At 43.9% G+C, this 16,528-nt stretch carries 16 protein-coding genes; 10 read left to right on the top strand and 6 right to left on the bottom strand.

Annotation, left to right across the window (positions count from 1 at the left end):
• Window positions 1-90: 90 nt before the first annotated feature.
• The 6 genes from trpD to RBB12_RS10505 all read left to right on the top strand — a co-directional run bounded on the left by trpD (window position 91) and on the right by RBB12_RS10505 (window position 6,314).
• Window positions 91-1,086 (top strand): anthranilate phosphoribosyltransferase, encoded by a 996-nt coding sequence (gene trpD / locus RBB12_RS10530; protein ID WP_306013489.1) that lies wholly within the window; start codon window positions 91-93, stop codon window positions 1,084-1,086.
• 107 nt (window positions 1,087-1,193) lie between these two features.
• On the top strand, window positions 1,194-1,979 hold the full coding sequence (gene trpC / locus RBB12_RS10525) for an indole-3-glycerol phosphate synthase TrpC (RefSeq protein ID WP_293289859.1): 786 nt from the start codon (window positions 1,194-1,196) through the stop codon (window positions 1,977-1,979).
• A gap of 105 nt (window positions 1,980-2,084) precedes the next feature.
• On the top strand, window positions 2,085-2,777 hold the full coding sequence (locus RBB12_RS10520) for a phosphoribosylanthranilate isomerase (protein ID WP_306013490.1): 693 nt from the start codon (window positions 2,085-2,087) through the stop codon (window positions 2,775-2,777).
• Complete coding sequence (gene trpB / locus RBB12_RS10515; protein WP_306013491.1) at window positions 2,774-3,958, top strand: tryptophan synthase subunit beta; 1,185 nt, start codon at window positions 2,774-2,776, stop codon at window positions 3,956-3,958. The genes RBB12_RS10520 and trpB overlap by 4 nt, the downstream gene beginning before the upstream one ends.
• A 67-nt stretch (window positions 3,959-4,025) precedes the next feature.
• Window positions 4,026-4,787: a tryptophan synthase subunit alpha gene (gene trpA, locus RBB12_RS10510; protein WP_306013492.1), complete on the top strand. Its 762-nt coding sequence runs from the start codon at window positions 4,026-4,028 to the stop codon at window positions 4,785-4,787.
• A 30-nt stretch (window positions 4,788-4,817) separates the two neighbouring features.
• Complete coding sequence (locus tag RBB12_RS10505) at window positions 4,818-6,314, top strand: M20/M25/M40 family metallo-hydrolase (RefSeq protein ID WP_306013493.1); 1,497 nt, start codon at window positions 4,818-4,820, stop codon at window positions 6,312-6,314.
• Between the two features lie 58 nt (window positions 6,315-6,372).
• On the opposite strand, the gene RBB12_RS10500 is transcribed toward RBB12_RS10505, so the two are convergent.
• From RBB12_RS10500 to RBB12_RS10475, 6 genes are all read right to left on the bottom strand, one after another.
• Window positions 6,373-6,573 (bottom strand): hypothetical protein, encoded by a 201-nt coding sequence (locus tag RBB12_RS10500; RefSeq protein ID WP_306013494.1) that lies wholly within the window; start codon window positions 6,571-6,573, stop codon window positions 6,373-6,375.
• Window positions 6,574-6,671: 98 nt separating this feature from the next.
• The gene (locus RBB12_RS10495; RefSeq protein WP_409557901.1) at window positions 6,672-7,322 is read right to left on the bottom strand and encodes a uracil-DNA glycosylase family protein; all 651 of its coding nucleotides are present in this window, start codon (window positions 7,320-7,322) and stop codon (window positions 6,672-6,674) included.
• A 60-nt stretch (window positions 7,323-7,382) separates the two neighbouring features.
• The gene (locus tag RBB12_RS10490) at window positions 7,383-9,929 is read right to left on the bottom strand and encodes a phosphoenolpyruvate carboxylase (RefSeq protein WP_306013496.1); all 2,547 of its coding nucleotides are present in this window, start codon (window positions 9,927-9,929) and stop codon (window positions 7,383-7,385) included.
• A 172-nt stretch (window positions 9,930-10,101) separates the two neighbouring features.
• Window positions 10,102-10,863: a peroxide stress protein YaaA gene (gene yaaA, locus RBB12_RS10485; RefSeq protein ID WP_306013497.1), complete on the bottom strand. Its 762-nt coding sequence runs from the start codon at window positions 10,861-10,863 to the stop codon at window positions 10,102-10,104.
• Between the two features lie 87 nt (window positions 10,864-10,950).
• Complete coding sequence (locus RBB12_RS10480; RefSeq protein WP_306013498.1) at window positions 10,951-11,982, bottom strand: RluA family pseudouridine synthase; 1,032 nt, start codon at window positions 11,980-11,982, stop codon at window positions 10,951-10,953.
• A 2-nt stretch (window positions 11,983-11,984) separates the two neighbouring features.
• On the bottom strand, window positions 11,985-12,572 hold the full coding sequence (locus RBB12_RS10475) for a PASTA domain-containing protein (protein ID WP_179385100.1): 588 nt from the start codon (window positions 12,570-12,572) through the stop codon (window positions 11,985-11,987).
• Between the two features lie 79 nt (window positions 12,573-12,651).
• On the opposite strand from RBB12_RS10475, the gene RBB12_RS10470 reads away from it, so the two are divergent.
• The 4 genes from RBB12_RS10470 to RBB12_RS10455 all read left to right on the top strand — a co-directional run bounded on the left by RBB12_RS10470 (window position 12,652) and on the right by RBB12_RS10455 (window position 16,527).
• Window positions 12,652-13,626 (top strand): D-alanine--D-alanine ligase, encoded by a 975-nt coding sequence (locus RBB12_RS10470; RefSeq protein ID WP_306013499.1) that lies wholly within the window; start codon window positions 12,652-12,654, stop codon window positions 13,624-13,626.
• Window positions 13,627-13,659: 33 nt separating this feature from the next.
• A complete protein-coding gene (coaD, locus tag RBB12_RS10465) occupies window positions 13,660-14,118 on the top strand; it encodes a pantetheine-phosphate adenylyltransferase (RefSeq protein WP_293283593.1) in 459 nt (152 codons plus the stop codon).
• 182 nt (window positions 14,119-14,300) lie between these two features.
• The gene (locus tag RBB12_RS10460; RefSeq protein WP_306013500.1) at window positions 14,301-16,127 is read left to right on the top strand and encodes a PAS domain-containing protein; all 1,827 of its coding nucleotides are present in this window, start codon (window positions 14,301-14,303) and stop codon (window positions 16,125-16,127) included.
• Complete coding sequence (locus RBB12_RS10455; RefSeq protein ID WP_306013502.1) at window positions 16,114-16,527, top strand: response regulator; 414 nt, start codon at window positions 16,114-16,116, stop codon at window positions 16,525-16,527. The genes RBB12_RS10460 and RBB12_RS10455 overlap by 14 nt, the downstream gene beginning before the upstream one ends.
• Window position 16,528 lies beyond the last annotated feature (1 nt).

Raw genomic sequence — 16,528 nt, 5'->3', positions numbered from 1 at the left:
CGGAACTCTGAGCGTAGTCGAAGAGTAAGCAGGAATTCAAAACAATAACAAAATAGATTCCTGCCTTCGCAGGAATGACAAAGAAGAACAATGAAAGAGACCTTAAATAAACTCATCAATCACGAAATTCTCCCCAAGGAAGAAGCCAAGCAAATTTTGGTCAACATTGCCAATGGGGAATACAATACCTCGCAAATTGCTGCATTTTTGACCGTTTACATGATGCGAAGCGTAACCATTGAGGAGCTCGAAGGGTTCCGCGATGCCCTTTTGGAACTATGCTTGGCCGTTGATCTTGCCGAGTATGACCCTATTGATTTATGTGGAACAGGTGGGGATGGCAAGGACACCTTCAACATCTCCACCCTGGCCTCCTTTGTGACGGCCGGAGCGGGAATCCGCGTCACCAAACATGGCAACTATGGGGTTTCATCCAAATGTGGCAGTAGTAATGTGATGGAGTTTTTGGGCATCAAATTCAGCAATGATGCTGATTTTCTAAAGAAAACCATTGAGGAAGCAGGAATTTGCGTGCTGCACGCGCCCTTGTTCCACCCAGCAATGAAAAATGTGGCCCCCATCCGCAGGGAACTGGCCGTGAAGACCTTTTTCAATATGTTGGGCCCCATGGTAAACCCGGCCTTTCCAAAAAATCAGATGGTCGGGGTGTTCAATTTGGAACTGGCCCGAATGTACGGGTACCTATACCAGAATACGGACAAAAAGTTCACCATTCTAAATGCCTTGGACGGATACGACGAAATTTCCTTAACGGGCGATACCAAGACCATTTCTAACCATACCGAAGCCATGTTAACGCCAGCTGATTTTGGTGTGGAAAAAGTTTCACAACAAGAAATTACCGGAGGGGAAGATGTGGCCGAGTCGGCACAAATATTCATGAACATTCTTCAGGGCAAAGGCACCGATGCGCAGAACAATGTGGTTTGTGCCAATGCAGGGGTCGCTATTGCCACTGTAAAGGGCATCACCCCGAAAGAAGGCTTTGAAATGGCTAAGGAATCGTTATTGGGGGGTAGCGGATTACGAGCTTTGAAAAAACTGCAGGAATTGAGTAAAAACTAAATACGATATAAATGCCATTCTTGCTTTCCCTTCGACTCCGCTCAGGGTCCGCAGGAATCCAGCAGAAATAAAAATTAAATTCCACATCAAGTACGGAATAATAAAATATGAACATTCTAGAAAAAATAGTAGCCGATAAGCGCAAAGAGGTCGATTTGAAAAAATCCCTAATTACGGTGGCCCAATTGGAGGCGTCGGTAATGATGGAACGCACCTCCGTCTCATTGGCAGAAGTATTGCGCAAAAGCAACTCCGGTATTATCGCCGAACACAAGCGGCGTTCCCCGTCCAAATCCGTGATCAATCACGACCTGAGCGTTCAGGATGTGGCCAAGGGATACACCGATGCAGGTGTTTGTGGCATATCCGTGCTCACTGACGGTAAATATTTTGGCGGCTCTTTGGACGATTTGGTACTTGCCAGGGCTTCAACCAACATCCCACTTTTACGAAAAGAGTTCATCATAGATGAATATCAGATTGTGGAGGCAAAAGCCTACGGTGCAGACGTGATTCTATTGATTGCCGCCATCCTATCCAAGGACGAAATCAAGAACTTGTCCGAACTGGCCAAGGGAATGGGACTCGATGTACTGCTGGAGGTCCACAACGAGGAAGAACTCGAAAAATCCCTGATGCCGAGTCTGGATATGTTGGGGGTGAACAATCGGAATCTTAAATCCTTTGAGGTGGATTTGGATATCAGTAAAACGTTGTCCAAAAAAATCCCTGATGATTTTGTAAAAGTTTCCGAAAGTGGCATTAGCTCTGTGGAAGCCATCCGTGAGCTCAAGGAATTTGATTATCAAGGATTTTTGATCGGGGAGAATTTTATGAAAACGGATAATCCCGGTAAAAGTGCGGAAGAATTTATAACCAAAATAATCTCGTAAATGTCACTTCGAGTGATTTACCAAAGGTAAATTGTATCGAGAAGCAATCGGTCTCGATACTTTTTGAAACAATTTTCAAAAAACTCGACCTGACACAATTAAACTATGAAACTAAAAATCTGCGGCATGAACCATAACCCCGAAGAGGTTGCAAATTTGCGACCCGATTATTTGGGGTTTATTTTCTGGGAACCTTCCTCCCGATATTTTTCGGGAGAGATGCCGGTCTTGCCCAATTCCATCAAAAAAGTTGGGGTTTTTGTAGACGCACCTATAGAAGAAGTTTTGCAAAAAGTGGCCCAGTATCAGTTGGATACCGTGCAACTCCATGGACAGGAAAGTGCTGCATATTGCTCAGCTTTACGTCATGCTGAACTTGATTCAGCATCTCACAAGGATGAGGCTGAGGGACATGTTCACGATGACGAATTTGAAATCATCAAAGTATTTTCCATCAAGGATGATTTTGATTTTAACGTATTGAAAGATTATGAAAACGTATGCGATTATTTTCTTTTTGATACCAAAGGAAAACTCCCCGGAGGAAATGGCTACACATTCGATTGGTCCGTTTTGGAAAAATATCCATCCCAAAAGCCTTACTTTTTGAGCGGAGGCATTGGATTGGATTCCAAGGAACAACTACAAGCCTTTTTGGGGAGCCCAGCTTCAACTCACTGTTTTGCCATCGATGTGAACAGTAAATTTGAAACGGCCCCAGGGCTAAAAAACATAAAGGATTTAAACCTATTTATTAAATCGCTCAAAGGCGGTCAGAACCAAAAAAAGAACCTATGAAAAGTTATCATGCTGACGAACGCGGATATTACGGCGAGTTCGGGGGAGCTTTTATCCCCGAAATGCTCTATCCCAACTGTGAGGAACTGCGGCAAAACTACCTCAGTATTATGAAGGAGCCCTCGTTCCAGGAGGAGTTCCATCAACTGTTGAAGGATTATGTAGGACGCCCTACCCCTCTATACCTTGCAAAACGCCTGTCCGAAAAGTACAACACCAAAATCTACCTGAAACGGGAAGATCTATGCCATACCGGAGCCCATAAAGTCAATAATACCATCGGCCAGATTTTAATGGCCAAAAAATTGGGCAAAAACAGAATCATTGCAGAAACAGGCGCAGGTCAGCATGGGGTGGCCACGGCTACTGTGTGTGCCTTAATGGGCATTCAATGTGTGGTGTACATGGGAGAAATCGATATTGCACGCCAAGCCCCGAATGTAGCCCGAATGAAAATGTTGGGGGCCGAGGTACGGCCGGCCACATCGGGCAGTAAAACCTTAAAGGACGCTACCAACGAAGCGATCCGTGATTGGATCAACAATCCAGTGGACACCCATTACATTATTGGTTCCGTAGTAGGACCACATCCCTATCCCGATATGGTGGCCCGTTTTCAGTCCGTGATTTCGGAAGAAATCAAACAACAACTACAAGAAGTCGAAGGCAGGGAAAATCCAGATTATGTGGTGGCCTGTGTTGGTGGAGGCAGCAATGCAGCTGGCATCTACTATCATTATTTGGATGTTCCCGAAGTGGGCATCATTGCCGTTGAGGCTGCCGGAAAAGGAATTGACTCCGGTGAAAGTGCCGCGACATCAGCACTTGGAAAAGTGGGCATTATCCATGGCAGCAAAACCCTATTGATGCAAACCCAAGACGGACAGATTACGGAACCTTACTCCATTTCGGCAGGCTTGGATTACCCGGGCGTAGGTCCCATGCATGCCCATTTGTACGCCTCGGGCCGTGGTGAGTTTATTTCTATTACCGATGATGACGCCATGCAAGCTGGGCTGGAACTTTCTAAATTGGAAGGTATCATTCCAGCTATTGAAACCTCGCACGCGCTGGCCATTTTTGAAGAACGGAAATTCAACCCGGATGACGTAGTGGTGGTCAACCTGTCAGGACGAGGTGATAAGGACCTTCAGAACTATATTGATTATTTTAAATTATAGATGTTAGACAGAAGATATAAGACGCTAGAGTCCTAATTCTACTATCTCACATCTGAAATCAGGATGTATGAACAGAATCAAACAAAAACTCCAGGAGGATAAAAAAATCCTTTCCATATATTTTTCAGCAGGTTATCCCAAGCTTAACGATACGGTAAGAATCATCGAAGATTTGGAGAAAAATGGGGTCGACCTTATCGAAATCGGGCTTCCTTTCAGCGATCCCCTGGCAGACGGCCCTACCATTCAGGAAAGCTCCACCGCAGCCCTTAAAAATGGCATGCATACCGCCTTGCTCTTTGAGCAATTGAAGGATATCCGAAAAACGGTCTCCATTCCCTTGATCATTATGGGGTATTTTAATCCAGTACTACAATACGGGGTAGAAGCATTCTGCGACCAATGCGAAAAAATTGGCATCGATGGACTCATCCTGCCCGATTTGCCGTTGGATGTTTATAAAGAGGAATACGAGGCCATTTTTAAAAAGCATGGATTGATCAACGTTTTTTTGATTACCCCTCAAACTAGCGAAGAACGTATCAGGGCAATCGACGATGCATCAGAAGGCTTTATTTATATGGTAAGTTCGGCAAGTACCACTGGAGCCAAACAAGGTTTTGGCAGTGAACAATCGGACTATTTTGACCGTATTGCGCAAATGGATTTGAAAAATCCGCAAATCGTTGGATTCGGTATCAGCAATGCCGAAACGTTTCAACAAGCCACCCAAAAAGCTAAGGGAGCTATCATTGGTTCGGCCTTCATCAAACACCTCACTAAAAATGGAGTTTATACTATTGGTGACTTTGTAAAGCAAATTCGCTAAATTTCACCTCTAAAATTATTCCAAGACAACATGAAAAAAACGCTGTTACTTGTCTGCTCACTCTTTGGTTTTTCGCTTTTTGCCCAAGACGATGTGGCCATAAAATCGCAAGTGGCCGATGCCATCAATGAAATTCGTGAATTTATCGCCATTCCCAACGACGCGCTGGATGCAGCCGATATCGACCGAAACATTATGTGGCTCAAACGAAAATTCGGAGACAGGGGATTTAATACGGCCGTTTTGGAGACCGAAGGACTCCCATTGTTTTTTGCAGCAACCCCGGTGAGCGGAGAAAAGCCAACAGTGCTTATCTACATGCATTTTGATGGTCAGTCTGTGGACCCCACCAAATGGGACCAGCCCAATCCGTATCAGGTAGTATTGAAAGCTCCCAAGGATGGTGGGTTTGAAACGGTTTCCTTTGATCAATTGGATGATGACATCAATTATGATTGGCGTCTGTTCGGACGGTCCACTTCTGATGACAAATCGCCCATTGTGATGCTTTTGAACGCCATGGATCTGTTGAAGAAGGATGCCAAGGAAATACCCTTCAACATCAAGGTAATTTTGGACGGCGAAGAGGAAAAGAGCAGCAAGCCACTTCCTGCGGCCGTAAAGCAATATCGAGAATTGTTGGAATCCGATTTTTTGATGATCGTGGACGGACCGGTCCATGCTTCGGAAAAGCCCACCGTGGTTTATGGTTGTCGTGGAATCACCACCTTGACACTGACCACCTACGGACCCATCAAACCGCAACATAGCGGACATTATGGCAACTACGCCCCAAACCCAGGGTTCCAATTAGCCAAATTATTGGCCACTATGAAAGATGATGAGGGCAGAGTGACGATTCCCGGCTATTACGATGGTATTTCCATTGATAAAAAAACGGATTCCATTTTAAAAAGCGTTCCCGATAGTGATGAGGCCATTGCGGAGAAGCTACAGTTTAAGACCGCTGAAAAAGTGGGTGGTTTTTATCAAGAAGCCTTGCAATATCCTTCCTTGAACATTAGAGGACTCGGCTCTGGCTGGGTCGGTGATAAAGCAAGGACCATTGTTCCGGAAAGTGCTACCGCCGAATTGGATTTACGATTAGTTGTAGAAAGCGATGGCACCCGATTGAAACAGTTGGTGAAAGACCACATTGCCAAACAAGGATATAAGGTATTGGACCATGTTCCCTCCAGAGAAGAGCGAATGCAATTTGACAAAATCGTGACTGTGGAAGAAGGTAGTGTAACGGATGCGTTCCGCACGGAGCTGGACAATCCTTATGGAGATTTTATCGTGAACACCTTGCACCAAAGTTTTGGGGAAGAAGTGATTCAAATACGGACCATGGGTGGCACCGTGCCTATTTCACCCTTTGTGAACGAGTTAAAAATACCTGCCTTTATCGTACCCGTGGTAAACCCGGACAATAACCAGCACAGTCCCAACGAGAATGTTAAAATTGGGCAGTTGGCATACGGTATAAAAACTTTTTATAATCTGCTATCGGCCAAGTTGGATTAAAATCATAAAAAAGCCCTGAAAAATCAGGGCTTTTTTTAAAATTTATCTCAAGTTATAATTAGTTCTTATTGCCATTTTTCTTTTGTTGACCAGGGGCATAGGCTTTAGCACTTTTAGCACCTGTCACTTTCTTTACTTGACCCGGAGCTGTACTGCTATTTACAGTTCCACGGTTAACGGTTCTTCGATTAGCACTGCACGAAACCGTAAGAATTGTAATCATAAACAATACTGTTGCAATTTGAAGTAGGTTTTTCATATTTCAGTTTTTGGGATTGCTCAAAGCTATTGAATTTAACGCAAAATTCGCCAAAAAATTGGATGTTCATAATTTCATCGAACCAAACCTTTAGGGCACTAAAAAAACTCCCTATACTGCATCACCCTGAAATCAAGTGTATTGAATTCAGGGTTTTTGTTTTTTAGGTCCTTGTAGGCCTGTAAACTGCCAACGGCACGGTTGGCTGCTCCCGAAGGTGCTATCAGGGAAACGGTTTTTATCGTTCTCGACTGCGCTCGAACTGACACAGAACTCGAAGTAATCGGCAACTCCAAATGATGGATACGAGGAACTATGTCTGATACTACTTTTAGTTTGAGGCCGTGTTCTTTCAGCTGTTTTCTAAAGAAGTATTCAGGTCCATTTTTACTGTTTCCGCCCATAAACAAAAGTGTCTCGATGTTGTCGTATTCTTTTAAGTAGCCAACCAAATCACGAAGCACCACATTTTGCATCCCCAAGTCGGATGCGTCAATTTTTTCGCGTTCAGCACTTTCCACAATATCGCAGACGCCAATCTTGTTTTTCATCAAGAATCGTTTCCGTTGCTCCACGGCCTCTTGGGTCGTTTCATACTTTAGACCAAGATGGAAAATGTTATCCAAAATGGGCCATAGCTGTCCGTTACAACTTCCATAGCAAAAATCGACATCCTGTGGTTTTAACTCACCGGTAGTAAAACGGGGCGGTGGCAAGGTGCCCACAATCAACTTTGTGGCCTTTTCCAAGAGAAATGGTTCGTACGGATGTATATGCTTAAAGACTTTTTGGGCCAATCCTTTACCGATCTATGCAGAGTTTCGACTCGCGTTGATGTTACCGTAAAGGGAGCGTGTCACAATTTTCTCGTACAATTCCTTGTACTCTGAATTTTGTGTGATATGGTATAAAGCATTCTGCTGTATCACCAACAGAGGCAATACAATCTTTTCCCTGATTTTGACCGACTCCCGTGATACGGCTTCGTCCTCCATCAACATTTTATCGCCCGAAATCTGCAAGAGCATTTTTTTGGATAACTGGAACTCGTCGTGCAAAATGTTCCAGAAATCTCCAAACTCAGGGTCCTCCTTCATGTAACCGGTCAAATTAAAGTTGGATTTCGCCAACGACATCATACTGTTGTGCATCAACGCCCGGAAGAATGGCACCTCTTTGTATAACTTTTTCACTTCGGACAGTCTTCCTTGTTCTTTCAAGGCACTTATGGCCGTTCCCAGACCAAAGTATCCGGGCACATTCTGTTTGAGTTGGCTCCAAGAGCCTACAAAGGATATTGCCCTTAGGTCGGACAATGTCAATTGTTTTTTATTTCCACGTTTTCCCGGCCTACTGCCAATGTTTGCTTTGGTGTAGTACTTTAACGTACTTCGATGTTCCAAATAGGGCATAAATTTCTCATGCTGCTTCAACGCATCGTACTTCTCAAAGCTGAGTTCTGAGAGTTCTTCGATCAATTTACGCTGGGCAGCGGAAATAGTAAGTTCCTTGCCGAAGAGGTTGTTGCTCAAACCCGCCGTGAGCAACTGTTCGGAGTTGTGGATAAACTGCTCTTTGGTACCGTAGGTACTGGTTATGGTCTGTCCCTGAATGGTAAGCTGAATCTCATGATTGGCCACATCCTTGGTCTGGGCTGCGTAGAACCTGTGCGTTTTACCTCCTCCCCTTGCTGGCGGTCCGCCCCTACCATCAAAGAAAATAGCGGCCACACCGTTTTTCTTGCAGACCTTGCTCAATGTCTCCTTGGTCTTTAAAATGGACCAGTTGGCCTTTAAATAGCCACCGTCCTTGGTACCATCCGAAAAGCCGAGCATTATGGTATGGATATCCCTTCTTCGTTCCAAGTGCTGGCGATATTGTGGAATATCGAATAAGGTTTGCATCACTTCCTCGGAAGCATCCATACCCTTCATAGTTTCGAACAATGGAACAATATCAAAGGTGATTTCCTTTTCGTCCCATCCGCACCATCTAAACAGCCCGAACACGAACAATACGGAAAAAATATCTTCGGAATTGCTGATGATGTAACGGTTGCAACCATCTTCCCCGTTCTTTTCCTGAATGGACTTAAGGTTTTTGATATTGACAATGGTATCTTTTACGATATCATCCTCGAAATCCTTTGGATTGAGTTGGAAGTTTTTCTCCAGCAACAGTTTCACCAATTCCTGTTCCTTGATCTCGTCGATACTTTCTTTAATGATACCCTCTTTCTTGAGGACACTCTCCACCACCAATAAATGCTTACTGTGATCTTGACGGATATCCAGTGTGGCAAAATGAGTCTTAAAAATGTGGACCTTATCCATCAGTTGGTTCAATTCGTCCAAATAGAGGTCATGATAATCCGAGCGCAATTTTTCCCTGATCTTTTCCAAGTAGCCAATAATTTCTGAATAGGAAATGGCGGCGTCCACGTTGAACATGGCATTGTACAGTTTTGAGCTCAGGTCGTTCAAATCTTCCTGCATCCCCTTAAAGGTTAGCTTTTTTCGAAGACCTTTCAATTCGTTATAATAGCATTTCATCAAGGTAAGCCTAAGTTCATCGGCAACCTGCTTGGTGATGTCGGCAGTGACATAAGGGTTGCCGTCGCGGTCACCACCTGGCCAAAATCCAAGTTTCATCAGGTTGTAGTTCTCGAATTTGTCATCCCGAATGTTGCTCTTTACGTATTGGTACAATTCCCCAACGGCATCATAATAGGTATGCCTTAGAATATAGATGATGTTTTTTGCCTCATCCAAAGGAGTGGGCTTTTTGGCATTGATCAAGGATGTTAGTCCCAACTGCTGAAGGGTCACATCAATGTCATAAATCCGGTCTTGATCAATGAGCGAACGAAGTTCCGCGATAATGTCCAAAATAGCCGGGGTATAAAACTGGGTTGGGTGGGCCGTTAAAACGATACGCGCACTAAAGGTGGACAGTTTTTTGGATACCTTGTCCCAATTTTTGGTGCGGTTCACCAGCTCAAAATAATCCTTTATGGTCAAGGAGCTACTGTATTTCTGCAGCTTGGGAAATGCCGAATCCTCGACACTATCATAGAGGACCACTTGCCGCTCCACATATTGGATCATCCGGAACATAAAATCCAACCGCTCCCTTTCATCCTGAATATTCACAAAATTGGAAAAGAACACTTCCAATATTTCCTGTGGATCTTTACCTTCCTTCAGTCCCTTTTCGCATTGATCAAGCAAAAGCGGAACCAAATTCCCCACATTTTCCACGTTCTTGTAGGGCAAGCTAAGGAAAAGGCTGTTGTAAATATTGAACTTATTGGTTACCGATTTTTTGAATTCTTCTAACCGTTTAGTCTGCTGCATGGATTTCGTTTATGTTAGTGTTATCAATGGACGTTCACTCAAAGGTCGTGAATAAAGTGTAACCTCTGGGTTAAATTTAGGCGTATCACAATTTAAGGTATGGGCACTTCAATCGTAACATCATACCCCATTTGGATAACTTAAAGATTACTTCGGATTTTACCAAAGTTTTTTAACGAACAAACACAGGCTCGTTTTTCTTCACTGTATGCTCCTCGCTGTACATGTAGCCATCGTAGTCAAAATTCTTGATATCGTCCAAGGTTTCGGCACCTTTGTCCAAAATATAACGCACCATGGAACCGCGGGCTTTTTTGGCGTAGAAACTGATCACCTTCAGTTTATCGTTTTTCCAATCCTTAAAAACGGGGGCTATCACAGGAACCTTTAGCTTTTTTTCGTCCACGGCACCGAAGTATTCGTTACTGGCCAGGTTTACAAATAATTCATCGTCCTGAAGCTCTTCATTCAAAGACGCCGTGATTTGGTCCTTCCAAAATTCGTAAAGGTTCTTTTTACGGCCCACCTTTAGTTGGGTGCCCATCTCCAATCGGTAGGGCTGTATAAGGTCCAGTGGCTTTAAAACACCATATAGTCCCGACAAAATCCGAAGTGTGTCCTGCAGATTATCCAACTGCTCTTCGGGAATGGTGTATGCATCCAAACCTTGGTATACATCCCCGTTAAAGGCATAAACCGCAGGTCTGGCGTTATCCGCGGTAAAAGGTAGTTCAAACTGTTGGTTGCGCTCCCAGTTCAAATCTGCCAACTTATCCGAAATGGACATAAGTTCCGACAGTGCTTTGGGTTTTTTCTTCTTCAAGACGGCGTTCAATTTTTCCGCTTGTTCCAAAAATTGGGGCTGACTGTATTTTGAAGTGGGCAAAGCAGTCTCGTAATCAAGCGACTTTGCCGGGGATATGACAATTTTCATGGTATTCCTTTTTGGTAAAAATAACGAGGATTTTCGTTTTTCGGAAGGGGATTCCAAAGGTGTTTTCAATCTTTGGATTGAGGAAACCTATGATTCGTGATGCTTGGCATAACCACGCCATTTTTCAATCCCGTTTACCATGTCCTCTGGCAATTCGGAATCAAACCGCATAAACTCCCCGGTGACCGGATGCTCAAAGCCAAGGGTCTTGGCATGTAGGGCCTGACGCGGCAGTACTTTGAAGGCATTTTCCACGAATTGTTTGTATTTAGTAAATGTGGTCCCTTTCAAAATCTTGTCACCACCATAGCGCTCATCGTTGAACAGGGTGTGGCCAATATATTTCATGTGGACGCGAATTTGGTGGGTTCTACCAGTTTCCAAACGGCAAGATACCAAGGTAACATAACCAAATCGTTCCAAGACTTTATAATGGGTTACAGCTTCCTTACCGTCGCTCCCATCGGGAAATACCATCATTTGCAGCCTATTTTTGGGATTGCGGGCGATGTGCCCCTCTATGGTCCCCTCGTCCTCTTCCACATTGCCCCAAACCAAGGCTACATATTCCCGTTCGCTGCTTTTTTCAAAAAATTGCTGCGCCAAATGGGTCATGGCGGACTCCGTTTTGGCTATCACCAACAATCCAGAGGTATCCTTATCAATGCGATGGACCAATCCGGGTCGGTCCGAACTGTTGTTGGGCAAATTCTCAAAATGGTAGACCAATGCATTGATCAAGGTCCCCGAGTAATTTCCATGTCCCGGGTGCACCACCATTCCGGCGGGCTTGTTCACCACAAGAAGTACTTCGTCCTCGTACACAATGTCCAAAGGGATGTTTTCGGGCGTCAACAAAAACTCGTAGGGCGGGTGCTCAAACATCACTTTGACCTCATCCCCTGCCTTAACCTTATAATTTTGTTTGACGATGGCACCGTTTACCCAAATGTGCCCTCGTTTGGCGGCCTGCTGGATTTTGTTTCGCGTAGCATTCTCAATAAAGTTCATCAGGAATTTATCCACACGAAGTGGTTCTTGCCCCTTTGATGCCAAAAAACCATGATGTTCATAAAGATCATCTTGGGAAAGCTCGTCCTGATTATCGGAAATATCCATAGTTATTGGGAGTCTGCCTGTACTTTTGCACTACCGGGAATGGTTCCATTACCACAGATCAACTCCACTTGCGAAGTTTTGGGCAATCGGTCGCCAGGCTTAATGTATTTCCCTTTGTGCTTCATTCGGTACACCATGTCCTTTCCGAGTTCGTCGATATAGGTTACACGCTCCACCTCAAGCCCCACCGCACGCAACATGGAAGCTGCATTTCGTTGGGTTACTTGGATGATATCCGGTACCGTCACTTTCTTATATCCCGATGGGTTTACAGTAAAATAAATCTTGCGATTGGCCTTTACCTTATTGCCTGCTGGTGGATTTTGGTCCAATATGGAAAATCGTGGATACTCTGGATTAAAATCGGAAGAATCCAATACTTGATATCTTAGTCCTGCCTCCTCTACGGCCTTGCGCATCTCCATCACCGACATTTTGGAAAAATCGGGAACCTCTACAAATTCACCGTGATTGGTGGTGCCCTTTAGCCATTGCAAAGCAAGGAACACCAAAACAAGGACTGCTCCTGCCGCCAATCCCAATTGGATCAAAAAAGTCTTGCTTTTTAAAAAGTTCAAAAAATTCTTCATATAGTTCACCTTAACGCAACAAAGATAGGAAAGCCAACCCTTTTTTCTTTACTTTGGTCCAGCGATATTTTACCAGCCAATGAAAAAGAACATTGCCATCATCATGGGGGGCTATTCCAGTGAGCACGGTATTTCCATCAAAAGCGGAAACGTGGTGTACAAGTATCTGGACAGGGACAAATACCATCCGTACAGGGTGGTCATCACACGGGAAAAGTGGTTTTATCTCGATGAGAACAACCGAGAGTTTCCTATGGAAAAATCCGATTTCAGCCTTAACATCGATGGTAATAAAATTCATTTTGATTGTGTTTTCAATGCCATCCACGGCACTCCCGGTGAAGATGGGTTGATGCAAGCCTACTTTGAACTTTTGGGTATTCGCCATACGTCTTGCAACCACTATGAGGCCGCGCTCACCTTTAACAAAAGGGACCTGTTGAGTACTTTGAAACCTTATGGAGTACCCTGTGCACAATCCTACTTTTTGAACAAGGGCCAAGATGTGGATGAAGATGCCATAGTGGAAAAGGTGGGACTGCCCTGCTTTGTAAAGGCCAACCGGGCCGGTAGCAGCTACGGGGTGTCCAAGGTGTACCAAAAAGAAGAACTTGGAAACGCCATAGAAAACGCATTTAAGGAAGACACACAGATTATCATAGAATCTTTTTTGGATGGTACCGAAGTCTCTGTCGGTGTCATCACATATGAAAACAAAGTAACCGTGCTACCGGCAACGGAAATCATTTCGGAAAACGATTTTTTCGATTTCGAGGCGAAATATTTGGGCAAGTCCAAAGAAATAACACCAGCGAGAATCTCGGAAAAACAAGAGTCCAATGTGAGGCAATTGGCCGAGTTCATTTATAAAGCATTGGGATTGAAGGGGTATACCCGAAGTGAGTTCATTTTTATTGGGGATGCACCTCATCTATTGGAAATAAACACAACTCCCGGACTGACAGAGGAAAGTCTCCTACCACAGCAAGCCAGAACAGCTGGAATTTCCCTCGAAGACCTTTTTGACAGTGCGATTGTTGAAGCTTTGCGCTAGAAACCGTATTTTTAAACAACTTTAAACCACAACATGAGACGCGCACTCTTCCCCGGTTCCTTTGATCCATTGACATTAGGCCACTATGACATCATTAAAAGAGGGATTACCCTTTTTGACGAACTAGTCATAGCCATAGGAATCAATGCCGATAAAAGCTACATGTTTTCCTTGGAGGAACGTGTGAGGTTTATTGAAGAGGCCTTCAAGGACGAACCCAAGATCAAAGTGACCACTTACCAAGGTCTTACGGTGGATTTCTGTAAAAAAATCGGTGCCAATTTTATTTTAAGGGGACTGCGCAACCCTGCTGATTTCGAGTTTGAAAAGGCCATTGCACACACCAATCGCAAGCTTTCCGAAATTGAAACGGTATTTCTGTTGACCTCCTCCGGCAAATCGTACATCAGCTCCTCCATTGTTCGCGACGTTATCCGAAATGGCGGGGACTACTCCGGTCTGGTGCCGGATACGGTCGTGGTCAAATCCTAGTTTACATTTTACTTTTGTAAGATTTTTCTTTATTTTTATATAACAACAAACAATCCTCAAACGAATAAATACAACACTGTGGGTTGTTTTCACAACAATAAAAATTGTAATTCGGACAAATAGCTCTACTTTGGTCAGAAATTTCTGAGTAGGTAGAACGTTTTTTAAGCATCCCCCGAGTTTTGAAAGCAGTTGAGAGAGTTGATCCATTTTATGTTTTGAAACAGTTGCCCAAGGCAACGGCGCTTATTTCCCAAGAGGGTACTCTTTTGGATGCTTCCTGCTCTTGGTTGAAAATGTTCGGAATTCCTTCCTTCACCAAGGGAAATGGCCCGGAAATTTTTACCTTGTTTCCCGAGAACATCGAATTAAAGCAGCAACTCAAGGACAACCTTTCTTTCACCCTTGAGCATACCATCAAAGTCAACTATACCACCCTACACCTCAAAAGCCATTTTGCTCCCTGGTTCGATGAAAAGGAAAATGTGATTGGTACCATTGTCCAAACGGACGATATCACCTCCGAAGTAAAAAAACAAGAAGAATTGGACTGGCTCCATAACATTTTGGAGACCAAGATGGAAGTGTCCAAGACCGGTTGGTGGGAATTTGATTTAAAAACCGAAGAGCTATTCTGGTGCAAAGAAACCAAACGCATTCATCAGGTTCCGGAAAATTATCTGCCAAACGCGCAGGAGGCCATCAATTTTTACAAAGTGGGATACAGCAGAAACAAGGCTTCCATGCTGTTCCATCGAGTAACCAATAACCTTCAACCTTACGATATCAACCTTTTGCTGGTTACCTATATGGGACAAGAGCGATGGGTACGTATTACGGGTAAACCTTTGGTAAAAAATGGAAAGATCATCAAAGTATTTGGAACAATCAAGGATATTCATGAGGAAGTGATGGCAGATACACGGGTAAGGGAACACCAGCAGTTATTGTCCACTTTGGTCGATAGCCTCCCCTTAAACGTCTACGTAAAGGATCTGGAATCCAGAAAAATTTTGGTCAACAAGAGTGAATGCAACTATTTGGGCAAAAAACCAATTGACCTCATCGGTAAAACCGATTTTGACCTGTTTGAAAAAGAGTATGCCCAAATTTCCCGTGAGGAAGACCTTCAGGTCATGAAAAACCTGACGCCAATTATTGGAAAAGAGACCAAAAGTGTCATAAATGGTAAGGTAACCCATCATCTTACCTCCAAAATCCCCTATTTTGATCTGGACGGCAAAGTCTGTGGCCTTATTGGGACGAGCATGGACATTACGCACATGAAAAAGAAGGAGGAACAATTGCGGAGCCTCAACACCATTGCGGTGATGCAAAACCAAAAACTGATCAGCTTTGCACATATTGTTTCACATAACCTAAGGTCGCATTCCGCCAACTTTTCCATGTTATTGGGATTTCTAGATGCTGAAAAGAATCCCACGGAAAGGCTGCGATTGATCAAGATGCTGCGCCAAGCTTCCGACAATCTCTTGGAAACCTTGGCCAACCTGAACCAAGTGGTAGATGTAAACTCAAATACCTTGGTGATCAAAAAAAACGTGCACCTACGCCATGCTGTGGTAAAGGTATTGCAGGACCAGTCGGCACTACTGGAGCACAACCACGCACAGGTAACAAACCATGTTCCTGAGGAATTACAGATCAACTGTGTACCGGCCTATCTGGATAGCATATTGTTGAATCTGGTATCCAATGCAGTCAAGTATAAAAGTCCCGACCGAAAACTCCAGATTACCATCAATGCCCTAAAATCCCAAAAAGGGATTGAACTAAGCATATCCGATAATGGACTGGGAATTGATCTAAACAAATACGGAAACAAAATATTTGGAATGTACAAAACGTTCCACAACAGAGAAGATGCCAAAGGCTTTGGGCTTTACTTGGTAAAGAACCAAATCGAGGCCATGGGCGGAAGTATAACAGTGCAGAGTGAAGTAGATAAAGGCACTACATTCAATGTAAGTTTTAATGAAGAAAGTTAGTTGTATTTTTATTGTGGACGATGACCCCATAACTGTTTTTGGCATCAAAAAAATGTTGAAGTCGGTAGCGGAATGCGATGACATCCAAATTTTTCAAAATGGCCACGAGGCCCATGAAGCACTTAAGGAAAGAAACAAAACCGGAGGGAACATTCCCGAGGTTATCTTTTTGGACATCAACATGCCCATAATGGATGGATGGGAGTTTTTGGACGCAATGATTGAACTGGACATCAAAGAGCAGATTGTCATCAATATGATCACTTCGTCCATAGACCCGTTGGACCATAAAAAGTGGGCGGACTTCAAAGACCGCTGTCCCTATCCGCTCAACTTTAAGAACAAACCCATTTTCAAAATCGAAGCAAACGAACTGGGTTGTATGGGGATTGCGTCGTAGA

Source organism: Allomuricauda sp. MMSF_3307 (assembly GCF_030733585.1).
Lineage (GTDB): Bacteria > Bacteroidota > Bacteroidia > Flavobacteriales > Flavobacteriaceae > Flagellimonas.
This window is presented reverse-complemented; position numbering and strand designations above follow the sequence as displayed.